The sequence below is a fragment of the Bacteroidia bacterium genome (assembly GCA_019695265.1).
Taxonomy (GTDB): domain Bacteria; phylum Bacteroidota; class Bacteroidia; order JAIBAJ01; family JAIBAJ01; genus JAIBAJ01.
Window position 1 is genome coordinate 31,629 of sequence record JAIBAJ010000013.1, and the last position, 17,541, is coordinate 49,169.

General features: G+C 42.4%; 12 protein-coding genes. 9 read left to right on the top strand and 3 right to left on the bottom strand.

Annotation, left to right across the window (positions count from 1 at the left end):
- Positions 1-242 precede the first annotated feature (242 nt).
- Complete coding sequence (locus K1X82_03790) at positions 243-1,058, bottom strand: hypothetical protein (protein ID MBX7181212.1); 816 nt, start codon at positions 1,056-1,058, stop codon at positions 243-245.
- 78 nt (positions 1,059-1,136) lie between these two features.
- On the opposite strand from K1X82_03790, the gene K1X82_03795 reads away from it, so the two are divergent.
- On the top strand, positions 1,137-2,315 hold the full coding sequence (locus K1X82_03795; protein ID MBX7181213.1) for an FAD-dependent oxidoreductase: 1,179 nt from the start codon (positions 1,137-1,139) through the stop codon (positions 2,313-2,315).
- Positions 2,316-2,487: 172 nt separating this feature from the next.
- On the top strand, positions 2,488-3,384 hold the full coding sequence (fabD, locus tag K1X82_03800) for an ACP S-malonyltransferase (protein MBX7181214.1): 897 nt from the start codon (positions 2,488-2,490) through the stop codon (positions 3,382-3,384).
- Here fabD and pyrF read toward each other — a convergent pair.
- The gene (pyrF, locus tag K1X82_03805; protein MBX7181215.1) at positions 3,381-4,202 is read right to left on the bottom strand and encodes an orotidine-5'-phosphate decarboxylase; all 822 of its coding nucleotides are present in this window, start codon (positions 4,200-4,202) and stop codon (positions 3,381-3,383) included. The genes fabD and pyrF overlap by 4 nt on opposite strands.
- Positions 4,203-4,205: 3 nt before the next feature.
- On the opposite strand from pyrF, the gene K1X82_03810 reads away from it, so the two are divergent.
- From K1X82_03810 to K1X82_03820, 3 genes are all read left to right on the top strand, one after another.
- On the top strand, positions 4,206-4,709 hold the full coding sequence (locus K1X82_03810) for a metallophosphatase family protein (GenBank protein MBX7181216.1): 504 nt from the start codon (positions 4,206-4,208) through the stop codon (positions 4,707-4,709).
- A gap of 95 nt (positions 4,710-4,804) precedes the next feature.
- Positions 4,805-6,646, top strand: coding sequence for a hypothetical protein (locus tag K1X82_03815; GenBank protein ID MBX7181217.1), 1,842 nt, complete (start codon positions 4,805-4,807; stop codon positions 6,644-6,646).
- Between the two features lie 2 nt (positions 6,647-6,648).
- The gene (locus tag K1X82_03820; protein MBX7181218.1) at positions 6,649-6,942 is read left to right on the top strand and encodes a hypothetical protein; all 294 of its coding nucleotides are present in this window, start codon (positions 6,649-6,651) and stop codon (positions 6,940-6,942) included.
- Between the two features lie 267 nt (positions 6,943-7,209).
- Here the strand turns inward: K1X82_03820 and K1X82_03825 are convergent, their stop codons facing one another.
- Positions 7,210-7,653 (bottom strand): hypothetical protein, encoded by a 444-nt coding sequence (locus tag K1X82_03825; protein ID MBX7181219.1) that lies wholly within the window; start codon positions 7,651-7,653, stop codon positions 7,210-7,212.
- A gap of 295 nt (positions 7,654-7,948) precedes the next feature.
- Between K1X82_03825 and K1X82_03830 the strand changes: the two genes are divergently transcribed.
- The 4 genes from K1X82_03830 to K1X82_03845 all read left to right on the top strand — a co-directional run bounded on the left by K1X82_03830 (position 7,949) and on the right by K1X82_03845 (position 17,292).
- A complete protein-coding gene (locus K1X82_03830; protein ID MBX7181220.1) occupies positions 7,949-13,714 on the top strand; it encodes a tail fiber domain-containing protein in 5,766 nt (1,921 codons plus the stop codon).
- A 32-nt stretch (positions 13,715-13,746) separates the two neighbouring features.
- A complete protein-coding gene (locus K1X82_03835; GenBank protein ID MBX7181221.1) occupies positions 13,747-15,573 on the top strand; it encodes a T9SS type A sorting domain-containing protein in 1,827 nt (608 codons plus the stop codon).
- A gap of 82 nt (positions 15,574-15,655) precedes the next feature.
- Positions 15,656-16,510 carry a DUF4271 domain-containing protein gene (locus tag K1X82_03840; protein ID MBX7181222.1) on the top strand — a complete coding sequence of 285 codons (855 nt, stop codon included), beginning with the start codon at positions 15,656-15,658 and terminating at the stop codon, positions 16,508-16,510.
- 17 nt (positions 16,511-16,527) lie between these two features.
- Positions 16,528-17,292, top strand: a complete 765-nt coding sequence (locus tag K1X82_03845; GenBank protein ID MBX7181223.1) for a uroporphyrinogen-III synthase — start codon at positions 16,528-16,530, stop codon at positions 17,290-17,292.
- Positions 17,293-17,541 lie beyond the last annotated feature (249 nt).

The following is a 17,541-nucleotide window of genomic DNA, read 5'->3' on the forward strand; positions in this document are numbered from 1 at the left end:
ACGAGGATTACAGCCGAAAGCCCGACCATGAGCCTAGCAAAAAGTCAGGATTCCAACAAAAGTTGGATGGCGAATGGGACCCGCCAAAAAACAAAACTAAAATTGATTCAAACAAATTCTATCCCACCTTCCAAGTCGGTGGTTTTCCCCTTGTACCATTTGGAAACCAGTTTCGAATAGGCACAAAAAAACCGGGAACTACTTACGCAGCCCCCGGCGAGGTTATGGTGGAAAGAAAATCTTTAGTGTAACTGAATGGTATAATCGTTTCCGTTGATGGTTACTGTGGCTTCACCGTCGCAATCGCCGCTTCCGAAATTAATCAAACGCTCGGGCTTTCCTGAAGGAACCAGGCTTAATTCGCCACTTACAAACTCCTGGCAGGAAACTTTACGGGTTAGAGGAGTAACTGTTGTAGCAGTAAAGGCTGTGCCATTAGCTCGAACCCCTGATGCCGTTCCGGAAACTTCATACACATCGTCGGTTCTGGTATTGGTTTCATATCCGGCAACCCATTCACGGGTTTTATCACAAGTCCAGGTAATTACACTTCCATCGGCTTTGGTTACCGTTCCATCAACAACCACGTGAAAAACGATGTTGCTATCGGCATTAAAACCCTCGTTATCAACTACTCGGCTACCTTCAATATGGTTATCGTTTATATAATAATCTTCGAAACCTATTTCAATGTGAGCGCCCGGTTCTCTGTATTTTCCGGTATAGGAAACCAAAATTTTGCCACGACGGGTTTTGCCATCGCTGCACAAGCAATTGCTAGAGCCGAAGTCGATTGTCATGGTTTTAGGTTCAGTAGTAGTATCACGGGTTACGGTAGCACAGGCAGAAAGAATGGAAGCCTCTTCTTCCAACTTTAGTTCCACATTACCGGTTTTTGCAACTTGATCGGCCAGGTCGTTGGCTTCATCATAACTAGACTCGGCTAGTGTATTATCTTGAGAAGAGGTAGTGTCGTTATCGCGATCTCTTTTACAGGCAACAGCCGTAACTGAAAGAATTGCCGCAACTATCAAGGTGTTTTTAATCGTGGTTTTCATTGAATAAAGTTTTGCAAATTTGTGCTTTGAGCAAAGGTGAATAAAAAGGTTTAATCGGTTTGAAAAAAAAATTAAAAGGTGGAACATTTTGATGTGGTTGTCTTAGGATGTGGGGTAGCAGGTTTAGCAGCAGCCACTACTGCAGTGCGCCAGGGAGCCAGGGTTTTAGTGGTAGAAAAAACAGAAGCTATTGGCGGGAAAGCGACCCAATCGTATGTTGGAACCTTGTGTGGTTTGTATTACCGTAGAAGAGATCAGGACTTTAATTTCTGTTCGGAAGGATTTATGGCTGAATTTGCCAAACGGGTACAAGGTCTTTCAGGGTATGAAGCGGTTAGCCAACCCGATGGATTGGCCTATTTACCTTACCGATTGGATGCTATGAGACAAGTAATGCAAAACTACTTAAGCGAGTGCCGGTTAGAAATTGCCTTGAACAGCACAGTTGTTCGATATGGAATAAGTGGTTCAAGAATTACCCAAATAGAGTTGGGAAATAGCAGAAAAATTGAAACCAAAGCCGTGGTAGATGCGGGAGGAAATGCCCAAACTTCCTTCACACAGCATTTACCTATCCTTGAAGAACCTAATCCTCAGCAGGCCCATTTATCGGTTGCATTTTCGATGGAAACGGGAGACAGCAATCCACATTTAGAATGGATATATGCCTTGCGAAAAGCTGAAATGGAGGGCTTACTTTCACCTGCAATTGCTTTGGCATCGATTATACCAGGGGTAGTAGAAACGAATAGATTTTGGGTAAAGGTGCCGGTGCTAAGTAAGGTAATGATGCCAGGAAGTTCAGAAACTTCATTAAAAGAGGAAGGCGTTCGCAATGCCATGCTTTTAGCCGAAGTGATGCGAAAATATGCTCCGGTATTTAAAAACACCCGGGTAGCAGAAATTGCGAGTAAGGTTGGAATAAGAACGGAGGCTAGAAATAAAGGAAAGAAGGTACTGACCGCGGAAGACGTAACAGGTGGGATAAAGAAAGAAGGGCCTTATTCCAGAGGGACCTGGCCGGTTGAAATTTGGGAAAGCGGAAAAAGGGTACAATTGGAATATCCGGAATGGGGCGATTATTATACCATTGAGGATAAAGTGCTTGAGGCCGAAAGTTTGGACAATCTATTTTTTGCCGGACGATCTATTTCGGCCGACACTAAGGCCATTGCCAGTGCAAGGGTAATGGGCACTTGTTTACAAACAGGAGAACAATCCGGCAACCTGGCTGTTAAGTCTGCCCAAACTTCCTAGTGCAATTGCCATGTTGATGTTAGACCGGGATGAAGTCGGATATCAGGAAATGCGAATAATATTGAAACGACCTCATTGACAAAGGCTTAGCAACTACTTTGCTTTGAGGATAAAAGTTAGATTTTCACCAAATTAAAACCAGATTAAAAATATCCTTCTAATTTCGTCCCCCATGAAAGCCTATCTTTTTCCAGGTCAAGGTTCCCAATTTCCGGGAATGGCCAAAAACCTGTATTTACAATACGATTTAGCCAAACAATTGATGTTGCAGGCCGACGAAATTCTTGGTTTCAAACTAACCGAGCAGATGTTTGAAGGCAGTGAGGAGGATTTAAAACAAACCAAGGTAACCCAACCGGCCATTTTTTTACATTCGGTGGTTGTGGCCAAGCTGTTGGGCGATTCGTTCAAACCCGACATGGTTGCCGGGCATTCGTTGGGAGAGTTTTCGGCATTGGTAGCAAATGGGGTATTGCAATTTGAAGATGCCTTGGCCTTGGTTTCCAAGCGGGCAATTGCCATGCAAAAAGCTTGTGAAATAAATCCATCCACTATGGCAGCCATTATTGGAATGGAGGATGAAGTGGTAGAAAAAATATGTGCTGGAATCACTTCCGAAATAGTTGTACCTGCCAATTACAACACACCCGGACAATTAGTAATTAGTGGAAGTAAGGCTGGTATAGATCTGGCGATAGAGCAGTTAAAACTGGCTGGTGCCAAATTAACCATTGTATTAAATGTAGGGGGAGCCTTTCATTCACCATTGATGGAACCTGCAAGAATGGAGTTGGAAAAGGCCATTCAAGCCACCCGTTTCCGGTCGCCCAGTTGTCCGATTTATCAAAATGTAAATGCCAGTGCAGAGACTGACCCGATCAGAATTCAGCAAAATTTGGTGGACCAGCTAACCGCGCCGGTGAGGTGGACCCAAACCATTCAGGCTATGGTAAAGGATGGAGCAACGAGTTTTGTAGAATGTGGTCCGGGAACTGTTCTTCAAAAAATGGTAAAGAAAATAGAGCGTTCAGCCGAAGCCTTATCGGCAGAAGCGGGTTTAAGTCTTTAAATCAGCTTATTTTCTATCAGCAAAGTTTCCATTTCAGATTGAAGGAGTTGGGCTTCGGTCCGAGCTTTTTCCGCAAAGTCGTTGTGAGGCGATGCGTAAAGAATGGAGCGTGAGGCATTAATCAGCAAACCCACCTCCGGGCTTAGTCCGTACTTACATACTTCTTGCAGGCTACCGCCTTGTGCACCTACCCCGGGTACGAGAAGAAAATGGTCAGGCACCATTTTCCTAACCTGTTTAAATTGTTCCGGACGGGTAGCACCAACAACATACATCAAATTAGATGATGTTCCCCAGGATTGGCTGGTTTCTAAAACCTGCTCATAGATTTTTTTACCTTGGGAAGTTTCGAGCAATTCAAAATCTTCGGCACCGCGGTTTGAAGTTAAAGCCAGCAAAATGGCCCATTTACCCGGAAAGTTTAGGAAAGGTTTGATGCTATCGCTTCCCATGTAGGGAGAGAGGGTGATAGCATCGCAGGAAAGGGATTCGAAAAATGCTTTGGCGTAACGTTCGGAGGTATTACCGATATCGCCTCGTTTGGCATCGGCAATAATGAAATGGCTTTTACCTATATAATCAACCGTTTTGGCAAAGCTTTCCCAGCCTTTAGCACCATAGGTTTCAAAAAAGGCCAGGTTTGGTTTATAGGCAACACAGAGGTCGCGGGTTGCATCCACGATGGCTTTGTTGAATTCAAAAATGGGATCTTGGCAAGAGAGAAAGTGTGCAGGAATTTTCTCTAAATCGGTATCAAGTCCTATGCAAAGGAAGGACCGTTTTTGTTTAATTTGCGTAATTAATTCTTGGCGGGTCATCGAATGACGAAGGTAGGTTTAATTTCAGATACACATGGGTTTGTTGACCCGGCAGTTTACAAACATTTTGCAAACTGTGATGAACTATGGCATGCGGGCGACATTGGTACGGTTTCGGTGGTAGAAGAGCTACAGAATTTCAAGCCTTTGCGAATAATTACCGGAAATATTGATGGACAGGAGCTTCGATCTTTCGTACCTTCCAATCTTGTTTTTGAGGTTGAAGGGGTAAAAGTTGCTATGACCCATATTGGTGGTTATCCGGGAAAATACAATTCAGCGGCATTAGCTTTTATCAGGCAACACAAGCCTCAACTGTTTATTTGCGGACACTCCCATATTTTAAAGGTGATGTACGACCATGACAACCAAATGCTGCATCTAAATCCCGGAGCAGCCGGAAACCATGGCTGGCACCAGGTAAAAACCCTTTTAAGGTTTTCAATATCGATGGGAAAAATAGCTGATTTAGAAATTATTGAATTGAAAAGAAAGGAGTTAAGTTGAAAATAATTTCTGAAATTTTCGGTTAATAGTCGAAAATATACAGATTAATCGCTTTTTTCCCTACCTTCGTTGCCCTTTTTTGACGACTGATGCAAATGAAGCGACTGTCCACTATTGTACTATTCATACTATTCACCTTTTATGCTATTGCCCAGCAAGCCACCCCTGCTGCTGAGCCGGTAAAAACCGAGCAAAAGGTTAAAGATAAACCTTTTAAAGAGAAAAAGGTTAGAACTAAAAACGGCAACCTGGTTACCAAATATGAGTTCCGCCCCCGGGTATTTTTGGGTGGAGGGCTTATGAAATCATTTGGTGAAGTAGTTGATTTACAAGAACCCGGTGTTCACTGGTTAGGAAATCGTTATGCTTTCGATGCCGGCATTTCACTCAACCTTTCCAATAGTTTTGATTTGAACTTGGGTTATATGCGAGGTCAATTAAGTGGTAATGAGAACAAAGGAGGCTTGCACCGTAATTTTCAATCCAAATTTCAAAACATACAACTTTCTTTTACTTATAATTTCCGTGGACTTTTTGGAAAGCCTACTGCATTCTATCCATACTTGTTGGTTGGAGGTTCCTTTATGCAATACGATGTATACCAAGATTTAAAAGGTGCGGATGGATTTCGGTATTATTACTGGTCGAATGGTGAAATTTACAATACTCCTGAAGGACAAGCTGCGGCGCGTAATCCGTATGTAAGAGATTTTGTTTATGAAACCAAGGCTTACGGAAAAACTCAAGCTACATTTGCTATTCCTTTAGGAATGGGAATTGGCTTTAATATTTCCAAAAAAATCACCCTTAAAGTAGGCTCTCAGTACTACTTAACATTTACAGACAATTTGGATGGAGACAATGTGAATGTAGATCAAACCTATGTAACCAATTCCGGACTTAGTGAAAGGAAAAAAGGAAAAGATGGTTATCTTTATACCTATGCCAATATTTCTTACAATTTCTTTCCATTGCGCGACAAGCCCAAAATTGGAGAAGCTCCGGCAGTTTATTTTGCTGATTTTGGCTTCATGAATTCTGAAGATGCCGACCAGGATGGGGTAATTGACTTATACGACAAATGCCTTGGAACACCCAAGCTAATTGCAGTAGATGCTTATGGCTGTCCGTTGGATGACGACCAAGATGGAATTCCAAACTACCTTGACAAAGAAACCAATACCGGGAAAAATCAGGTTACCGATATAAGTGGTAAGGCTATAGATCAATCCAAAATTTCCCTATCAGCTAAAGATACCACTTCTTACTTAAGACGGGATGTAACAGAAGAATTGATTATGCGTCCAATTGGAGCCCCTGACAATTCCAAATTCACCGTACATGTTGGAACCTATGGCAAAAACATGACCAATCGTTTAATGATCAAATTAAATTCGATTGAAGGTTTGGTTGAAACCAAAATCAATGATAGTTTAACGGTTTACACTATTGGATCCTACAGTGATTTTAAACAGGCCGAAGCACGTCAGAATCAATTATTAGAGGCAGGTTACGATCAGGCCTTCAGTGTTAATTCCACCAAGTTAACCAAGGTGTCAACCGATTTGAATAAGTTAGCCGGAGACCCATCTGAATTTACGAACCGCCGCAAAGAAATTAACGATTCTTTGGAACGGGAGCGTAATAAACCCAAGGAAGATGTATTGTTATTTAAGGTAGAATTAACCGAATATCGTTTACGAATTGGTTTGGAAAAAATTGCTCCTTTAATTGCAACTTACGGGGTTGAAATGCATACTACAACAGGTGGATTGAAAAAATATACCATAGGTGGTTTCAAAACACCGGAAGAGGCTGAAAAACTTAGGGAAGAAGTAATTAAGCTAGGTTTAAAAGATGCCAAAGTTGCCGCTTACCTCAACGATTTGTTCATCGAAATGAACGAAGCGATGGAGAAATACAAAGGCAAAAAATAGACATGAAACCAATGTGGTTACCCTTGATTTTGTGGGCTACCTTTTTGATCCGGCAAACGGAGAATAAAAAAGTAACCGGGCAAAAACAGGAACCAAGTAAAGAACAAGGCAAGCAGGAGTTAAAACCTAAAACCAATTCAACCAAACCGGATAGTACTTCCGGAAAGAAAGAAGAATCCGTTCCGGCTGCTAAACCAACGAATCCAAGACAAGACCCTTCCGTTACCAAACTTAAAAACACCAGAAGGGTTGATTTGGACAAGATTAGAACTACCAAGCCCGGCAACGGACGATAACCAACTATTTCTGTAAAAAAATCTTAAGGAAATAGGTTAAGGTAGTGCTCAAAACCGGGCATAGTATTAAATTGTTAGGAACATGCAATAGACTTTGGGCTTGCACCTCGGGCAACGATAGAGGCAAGTAACCCACAGGCAACCGCAGCCTTTTGGCGGAGGGTGACGAGGATTACAGCCGATAGCGTGACCCGAAGCCCGATGCAGGTTTTTGGCGTTCAACTGCATTTGTTTAGGGCGAAGGGGGCCCGCCTAGTAAAAATAAACCTAATTTCTGGTATTGGCAGTAGCCTTAATACTCAATACATACCGGTAAACAGCGTCCTTTTGGGCCTGATTAAACTCGGCCTTTTGGGCCATATCGTCCATAATTTGCTTCCACTCCGTAACCGAATGCCTGGAAATATTTTTTGCTTTATGACAATTGATGCAGGCGCCAGCAGTGTATAACTGAAAACCCTGATTTAACTGGTCCATGGTGGCATCTTGAAAATGAGGCAAAATAGCACTTAACTCAGCCATAGTCGGGCTATAAACGCCTTTGGGCAACTCAACGGAGGTTTCACTACCCATCCAGGGATTAGAAACAGAGCCTTCCTGAACCGGAGGCGGAGAAGCAGGCGTATCGACGGTTGTCTTACTTGGAGTTTTACAAGCTGAAAAGCCAATTATAAACCCTCCAACCAAGGAAATACAGGCAAATTTTTTCATTTACTGTTAATCAGAATCCAAATGTAAACGAGGAAGGCAAGGTAAACTTAAAAACCAGGTAATATTAACCACTTTTAACCCTTATAAGCAGATGGAGTGATAAATCGAATGAGTAAAGTTGTTCTTTCATTGCTTTCCAAATTAAGATTGATTTCATGGAGGAACGAAAGAGGAATGGCAAGTTTGAAAAAACCTATTAAAATGATATCAAGGAATTATCCCCTGTTCGAAATTAACTTTTGTTAATCTCCATGGATTTTGGTTGTTACACTTTTGCGTCATCAAAAATCCCATTATGATAAGAAAAACACTTGCCTTCTTTATTCTAAGCATTTCTTCTATTTCGTACCTGCACTCTCAAAATGTAGGCGTTGATGTAGCCAATCCACAGCAAAAACTTGATGTAGCCGGCGGACTAAGAATTGGTATGACCTCTGTGGGTTTAGCCGGAAGTATTCGCTGGACCGGTTCGGCCTTTGAAGGACACAACGGAACAGCTTGGTTGCCATTGGGCTCAGGTTCAGGTGGAGCTACCGGACCTACAGGACCTACCGGGGCGACTGGTTCACAAGGAGCAACCGGAGCAACCGGAGCTACAGGGGCTACCGGATATCTTACGAATGGGTCTGCGGCAGGAAATACACCCTATTGGAACGGCTCGGCCTGGGTAACCAATACCAGCAATATTTTTAACAACGGAGGGAATGTTGGAATTGGAACTACCAGTCCAACCAATGCTAAATTACATGTGGAAAATCCCGGACGATCTACTATAGCTCGCTTTGGAGGAAGCAATCCTACCTATTTAATGGCTAATTATCCGGTTCTGGGGTTTAATGCCTATTATGGAGGTTCATCCTGGAATTTTGGAACAACCGGATATGGAGGATTAATTGGTATGAGTCCGAACAATGGTCGTATTTTTATAAGTACCAGTTCAGTTTCCGGAGCTGCAGACGGAACGGCAACTATGACCGATGTTATCAATATTTTGAACAATGGAAAAGTAGGAATAGGGGAAACTTCTCCCAATGCATTGCTAACAGTTGGGGCGGCCATGTCCAATAATGTTAACCCTCAACTAAGTGTAAACACAACAGGCAATATACCAGTCCTAATTGGAGAAACAACCAACAATAAAGGAGTGATGTTGGGCTATGCCGGTAATGATGTTCAAGGAAGAAGCGGTAATAGTCTGATTCAAAATTCCGATTTGGTTTTAAACGGATATGGAGGAAATGTGGGAGTTGGAAATTTTACCCCGGGTGCAAAATTGGATGTAGCGGGTAAAACTAAAACAACGACTCTGCAAATGACCTCCGGAGCGGCGGCCAACTATGTATTGCAAAGCGATGCCTCCGGAAATGCAAGCTGGGTTGCACCAACTGCACTGACTGTTACTGAAAATGATCCACAAGTTTCATCAGCCACTTCCAATGCTGTGCCTAAATGGAACGGAACTAGCCTGACAGATGGAACCATTACCGACAATGGCAATGTGGGAATAGGTTCCACTACCCCATCTGAGAAGTTGGATGTGGTTGGTAAGACCAAAACCACCACTTTGCAAATGACCAATGGAGCAGCCGCAAACTATGTTTTGCAAAGTGATGCCTCCGGAAATGCAAGCTGGGTTGCTCCAACTGCACTAACAGTTACCGAAAATGATCCACAAGTATCTTCTTCCACCTCCAATACCGTTCCTAAATGGAATGGAACAACCTTGACAGATGGAACCATTACCGACAATGGCAATGTGGGAATAGGTTCCACTACCCCATCTGAGAAATTGGATGTGGTAGGTAAAACCAAAACCACCACCTTGCAAATGACCTCCGGAGCCGCAGCCAACTATGTATTGCAAAGCGATGCCTCCGGAAATGCAAGCTGGGTTGCACCAACTGCACTTTCTGTTACCGAAAATGATCCACAAGTATCTTCTTCCACCTCCAATACCGTTCCTAAATGGAATGGAACAACCTTGACAGATGGAACCATAACCGACAATGGCAATGTGGGTATAGGTACTGTAACTCCATCTGAAAAACTAGAGGTAGCAGGCGCAATAAAGGCAACCGGAGGCGCCACTTTTGGAAATAATATACAAGTTAATGGGAATTTTTATTTAGAAAACACCAACGGTACAGGAAGTGTTCTTCCTTTTAGACTGGATGGGTTTTCAGATAAATTATATGTAATTGCGGAAAGCCAGGCCGGTGGACCAAGTGGAACAGAGATTCGTTTCCGTACCGCATCTTCCTCTGCTTCTGCTTCAGATAAGATGGTAATTAACAAAGATGGAAATGTGGGTGTTGGAAACATGTCGCCTACGGAGAAATTAGATGTTTCAGGAAAAACCAAAACCACCACCTTGCAAATGACTTCCGGCGCAGCAGCTAACTATGTATTGCAATCCGATGCATCCGGAAATGCTACCTGGGTTGCACCAACTGCATTAACAGTTACCGAAACCGATCCACAGGTTTCCTCAACCACTTCCAATGCTGTGCCCAAATGGAACGGAACCACCCTCACCGATGGAACTATAACCGACAATGGCAATGTGGGAATTGGCTCTGCTACTCCTTCCGAGAAATTGGATGTAGCTGGCAAAACCAAAACCACCACCTTGCAAATGACCTCCGGTGCTGCGGCAAACTATATATTGCAATCCGATGCATCCGGAAATGCGACCTGGGTTGCACCAACCGCATTGACCGTAACCGAAACCGATCCACAGGTTTCCTCAGTAACTTCCAATGCCGTACCCAAATGGAACGGAACCACCCTCACCGATGGAACTATAACCGACAATGGTAATGTGGGAATTGGCACTACGGCACCTGCAGCCCAATTGCATGTGAATGGAACTTCTCAAACCGACGGCAATGCTTATTTTGCATCAAGCCTTGGGGTTGGAACTTCGACACCAACCAATGCTCAGATTCAATTAGGTAACAGTTCAGGAACCCAAGCCCGATTTGGAGGGAATAATCCGTTGTATATCATGTCAAACTATCCAGTTGTTGGATTCAATACGTATTACAACAATTCGGCCTGGCGCTACAGTAATACCAATTTTGGTGGTTTAATAGGGATGGAAACTGGAACAGGACGAATTTTTATCAGTTCAAGCACCACTTCCGGAACTTCCGGATCTGCGGCAAATATGACCGATGTTATAAATATAATGCCATCTGGAAACATTGGAATTGGAACTACTGCTCCGACTGCAACACTAGATGTAACAGGCAAAACAAAAACCACCAATTTACAAATCACTTCCGGCGCAGCAGCTAACTATGTATTGCAATCCGATGCATCCGGAAATGCGACCTGGGTTGCACCAACTGCATTAACAATTACCGAAAGCGATCCACAGGTTTCCTCAACCACTTCCAATGCTGTACCCAAATGGAATGGTACCACCCTCACCGATGGAACCATAACCGACAATGGCAATGTGGGAATTGGTTCAGCTACACCTTCCGAGAAATTGGATGTGGCAGGAAAAACCAAAACCACCACCTTGCAAATAACCTCCGGTGCTGCGGCAAACTATGTATTGCAATCCGATGCGTCCGGAAATGCTACCTGGGTTGCACCAACTACATTGACTGTAACGGAAAGCGATCCACAGGTTTCATCAACCACTTCCAATTCAGTACCTAAATGGAACGGAACCACCCTCACCGATGGAACCATTACCGATAACGGAAATGTGGGAATAGGAACGGTAAGTCCATCTGAAAAATTGGAAGTTGCCGGTTCATTAAAAACCAGTGGAGGAGCTACATTTGGAAATAATGTTCAGGTAAACGGGAATATTTACCTAGAAAACAACAGTGGTACAGGAAGTGCACCTCCTTTTAGGTTGGATGGCTTTTCAGATAAATTATATGTCGTAGCAGAAAGCCAGCCCGGTGGTCCAAATGGAACCGAAATCCGTTTCAGAACTGCAAGTTCCTCTACTACTGCCTCAGATAAAATGGTCATTAATAAAGATGGGAATGTTGGGATTGGCTCGGTTTCCCCTTCTGAGAAATTAGAAATTAATGGTAAGACAAAAACAACTGACTTGCAATTGACTTCCGGCGCGGCAGCTAATTATATCCTGCAAAGCGACGCATCGGGAAATGCTTCCTGGGTTAATCCCAATACGGCCATTGCACCTAATAAATTACAAGATGCTGATGCCAATACCAAAATTGAAGTAGAAAAAAACTCCAATGAAGATAAAATTCGTTTTTCAATGGCCGGAATTGAATATTTAGTGATGGACAAAGGTCATTTTTATACTTCCAACACAGCAGGTAATACCTGGTTTGGAGAGCAATCCGGTCAGAACTTCAGTGTAGGTTCTACTACATACAACTCCTATTTTGGTTTCAAATCCGGATTTACAGCCACTACCGGAGCTGAAAACGTAGCTATGGGTGCCCAATCCTTAGCTTTTAACAATACCGGAAGTTACAATACGGCATTAGGCACTTATGCTATGCGTTCAACTACAGGATCGGGTTCTACTGCAGTTGGTCATAATGCATTATTTAATAATCAGGGAGGATCAGACAATGTGGCATTGGGTAGAAATGCAGGTTATGCAACCACTACAGGAACCGGAAACATTTTTCTGGGAACCAATGCCGGTTATTATGAAAATGGAAGCAATAAATTGCATATAGACAATGCTCAAACTACTACTCCATTAATTTACGGAGATTTTAGCAGTGATTTTATTACTGTTTTCGGAAAACTGGCAGTAGGTACTTCTTCACCAAGTTCCGATTTTTCTTTTGGTGGAGATGGAACAACGGATCGTAAAATTGCCATGGAACGTAATACAACAGTAGCGGATGGAAACGACTTAACTATTCAGTCGGGAGGAGCGGCAGTTGGAGTTACCAATGCCAGCGGTGGTAATTTAATTTTAAACAGTGGTATTTCAACCGGCAATGGCAGTGCTGCCAGCTCCATTGTATTTGGAACCGCCAGTCCTGGTGCATCAGGTACTGCCAACCGCAACCCATCAGAAAAAATGCGGATTACCGCAGCAGGAAATATTGGAATTGGAACTTCGGCTCCTTCCAAAACCCTGGATGTACTGGGTAAAGTTGGTATTTTCTCCGGAAGAAACAACGACCCAACCATCCGAGGCTTATCAAACGGAGCTTGGTTTCGTATTGGTGGTTCAGATGCAGGTTTGGCACTTTGGGGTAACAGTGCAGCAGAAACAGATGAATCGCCCGGTTTGTTTGTTAGCAGCAGTAATAATGTGGGCATTGGAACTACCAATGTCACCAAAGCAAAATTAGAAGTTAATGGTTCCCAAACTACCACCCTTAGCTATGGCTACCTCAATAGCAGTGCCAATACAGGTACCGCTTCCAACCAATCTACCTTTTATTCCATTTATGCTTCTGCCCGAATTGCTGCAACCGAATTCAATGCCTATTCCGATGCCCGAATCAAAAAGATAAAAGGGCTATCCAACAATGAAGAAGATCTTCAACGACTATTAGGTATCCAAATTACCGATTATACCTTAATAGATACCATTGAAAAAGGAAACAACTCCTATAAAAAGGTAATCGCCCAACAAGTAGAACAAGTATTCCCACAGGCGGTAAGTACCATGACCGATGTTATTCCCAACATCTATCAATTGGCTGATATTCAAAACGGTAAAATCAACTTAAACAATACCCTTAAAGCCGGTGATAAAGTGAAACTTATCTTCGAAAGCGGTACTGAACTACTTCAGGTAACCGAGGCTACCCCGGGTTCTTTCCGTGTAGAAAGTCCTAAATGCGGAAAAGTGTTTGTTTATGGGGTTGAAGTAAATGACTTCCACACCGTTGATTACGAAGCACTTTCAACCTTAAACATTTCAGCCACACAGGAGCTCTTTAAAATGATTACCCGCTTAAGCAGTGAGAACGAACTTCTGAAAGACCAAATGGCAACATTCTCCAGCGATATAGAACAAATTAAGGCTCAAATTGGCTTACAACAGGGAGTGAAATCAGGCAATGAATCTGCTTCCATGACTACCAATTAATTCAGTTGTTCATTCATCACTGTAAAACAAACATGAAAGCAGGAATTTTAATCTTTTTAACCTCTGCTACCCTGGTATTAACAGGCAAGGCTCAATTGGTTAATCAAACAACCCTGACCATTCAATCGGGTGTGAATTTGTATGTGGAAGGAAACGGACAAAACCAAAACGGGGCAACCATTCAAAATGCCGGAACCCTGCATTTAAAAGCCAACTTTTCCAATTCAGGCACCTCCTTGGTTGCAGGTAAAGTTATTGCTGATGGCACTTCCGGCTCCCAAACTTTGACCGGAAATTCCAACTTCCATACTTTGGAAATTGACAATTCCAATGGAGTTTCGGTAAATTCAGGAGCCACCGTTGGAATTGTACCCACAAACGCTGTTGGTTCACTTAACTTGAAATCTGGCACCTTTACTGCGCCAGCCGGAGCCGTAACTCTACAATCAAACAGCAATGGCACTGCTTACCTCGACAACTTTTCATCGGGTATGAACGGAGTATATAACCCCAGCTCCTTGCTTACCGTGCAGCGCTATGTACCCGGTTCTACAACCTATCATTATTTAAGCACTCCGGTTAGCGGAACGTTTATTAGCGACTGGTCCGACGACTTTACCATACAGGGACAAGATGGGTTTGTAAATGACGGTGTTACCAATACCATTCCATGGCCAACCCTTTGGCGCTATGAAGAATCTAATCCGAATGCCAACATGATGGTAGGTTGGATAGCCACCACCGGTGCCTCCAATCCCATCGATCGGGTAAGGGGTTATGCCTGTATGTTTAGTGGTACAACCGTTGATGTTTTAGGCACGGTAAGTCAAACCACTCCAACCCGACCTATCACACATACCACCTCCACCCAGCCATTATCTGACGGATGGAATTTAGTTGGCAACCCTCATCCATCTATGCTGGATTGGGATTTGGTTTACTCCCAAAACTCGTCGCTTGTCTCGGCAATTATTTACCAATGGAAGGTAAATCAATATGTTTCCTACAATGCTCTCACCGGCGTTTCCATCAATGGAGGAAGCGACAAAATTGCATCTTCACAGGGCTTTTTTATCCGATGCAATAGTTCAGGCAGCTTTTCCATTCCCGGTTCTACCCGAATCACCGGTACCAATGCCCCTTTCTTCAAACAGGAACAGCCTGAATGGCCTTTCCTTCGTTTGGGCATAGGAAGAAACCAGGCTCTATCGCATGAAGATGGCGATTGGGACGAAACGGTGGTTTACCAGGATTTACATTCCTCCGACGAATTAGACGAATACGGTGATGCACCAAAGTTCCTTTCTGAACAATCTCCGGCAATTTCCATTTATACACTCGAAGAAGAAACACCTTTAACCATGAATGCCTTGAAGCATTTTCAAACGGAAAAAACAATCCCCATAGGTGTTAAAGTAACAGCCAGCGGAGCTTACAACTTTTTACCTACCGAATTGTTGAATACAGGAGGAATGAAAATAATTTGGGAAGATCGTCTTCAAAAGAATTCCGTGGTATTGGAACCAGGAAAGCCTATCCAGGTTTTGATAGGAAAAGATGAGGCAGAAACCGGACGTTTTTTTCTTCGTCTTTCCAATGCCGAAAATCCGGAAAACAATTCTACTCAGCCCGATTTGTTAATGTTCTTAAGTCAAAACCAACTTCACCTAATTCGAAGCCAAGGGCTAGAACCTGCAACCATAGATTTGGTTAATTTATCCGGACAAGTGGTGACTTCCTATCGGGTAGGTTCCGAACCTGATTATACCATTTCATGCGAGAATTTGTCCCAGGGAATATATCTGGCCAGGTATCAGCAAGGCGAAAAGGTGGTAATCAGAAAAGTGGTATTGGAATAGGACTAAACTTTTTAACAAAAGGCATTTAGCGAAATTATTTTCAGAATGTTTGGCAAGGGCTGTAGTCGATTAGCTTTGCTACGTGGTTCAAGATACCGGTAAAGTTTTTTCGGTCGATTCGCTTCATCAGGCAGGTGATACCGCTTTGGTTCAAGTTAAGCCGGCCTTGCCTGTAACAAAGCCTGTTCCTGCTCCCAAAAAAATCGAATACACGACTTCCATTTTTAAAAATCATGCATTAGAGCGCTTGCACCCAAGTGGACTCATACGCAACACGGCCCGTGAAGAATGGTTGATTGCCTTATTGGTTCTTATTTTGTCCATTATTGCCTATTTGCGAGTTAGTTACTACCGCCGCTTTACCCAATTAATTTCGGCCTCCTTCGATTTTCAATTGAGTAATCAAATTGTTCGCGAAGAATCGGCACTTACACAACGTGTATCCATTTTTCTGACAGCCATTTTTTGGGTTGCGTTGCCAATTTATCTGTTACAAATAATCAAATATTTCAGAGTACCGGTCTATTTTTCCGGGCCCTATGCCGGTCTGATTGTTTTTTTACTACTGTTAATTCTTGTTGGAATCATGTATGGGATGAAAGTATCATCCATTCGTTTATTAGGTAGTATTTTTAAGGTAGAGAAAGAAACTGAAGCCTATATCTTTAATGTTTTTCTTTATAACAAGCTTTCCGGACTCCTTTTATTACCCATTGTAATTTTAATTCGCTTTATGCCCGAAGATTTTTCCAGGTTTTTTTTTCTTACAGGCCTTGCTATACTTGGTGTTTCATTTTTAGCAAGAGTTGTTAGAGGATTTTTAATCGGATTATCTAAAAAGGGTGTTTCTATCGTTCATTTAGTTTTATACTTTTGCACCCTCGAAATTCTGCCTCTCGTGTTAGTGGCAAAATTTCTGAGCAATCAATTGGGCTAAGTACATTTTAAACAAGGATGGAGAAAGAAATCAAACAAAAAGTAAAAACCATACTGGTTTCTCAGCCAAAACCTGAAACGGATAAAAGTCCGTATTTCGACATGGTAAAAAAGTTCAATGTAAAAATTGACTTCCGACCCTTTATTAAAGTAGAGGGAATACCTGGTTCCGATTTCAGAAAAGACAAGATCAACATCCTGGATCATACTGCAATTATTTTCACCAGCCGCAATGCTGTTGACCATTTTTTTCGTGTATGCAATGAGCTTCGCATCACAGTTCCGGAATCCATGAAGTACTTTTGCATCTCTGAAAGCACTGCCTTTTACTTGCAGAAATACGTAGTTTACCGTAAACGCAAAATATTCTATGGCAAATCCACCTTAAAAGATTTGTCAGAGGTTATTAAAAAACATAAAGAAGAGAAATTCTTACTTCCAAGTACCGACATTTACAAAGAGGAAACTCCTCAAACATTGGAAGAATTTGGAATTTCTTATAATCAAGCTATCATTTATCGCACCGTTGCCAGCGATTTTAGTGATTTGCCCGAACTAAATTACGACATGATTCTGTTTTTTAGTCCGTCAGGCATTCGTTCCTTGTTCAAAAATTACCCCGATTTTAAGCAAGGTGATATTCGCATCGGATGTTTTGGTCATACCACCGCTAAAGCTATTCAGGAACATGGACTTCGATTAGACATTATGGCTCCAAGTCCACAAGCACCTTCCATGACCATGGCATTAGAGAACTACCTAAAAGAGTCAAATAAGAAATAACTCGACCAACTTTTAACTCCAAAGCCTTTAGCACCTAGCGTTCTGAAGGCTTTTTTTTACCTGTTTTTGATTGATCCAAACATCTGCAATACAATTCTAATACGGCTTCTAATACCGAATGTACATTATGTTTAGTCCAATTTTAGGTATTAATTTTTATTGAGAAAATTGGCCTAACATTCTGTATACTCGGCATTTATACCGAATGGACAAAATGTATAGTCCAATTTTATACTTAAATTTTCTTGA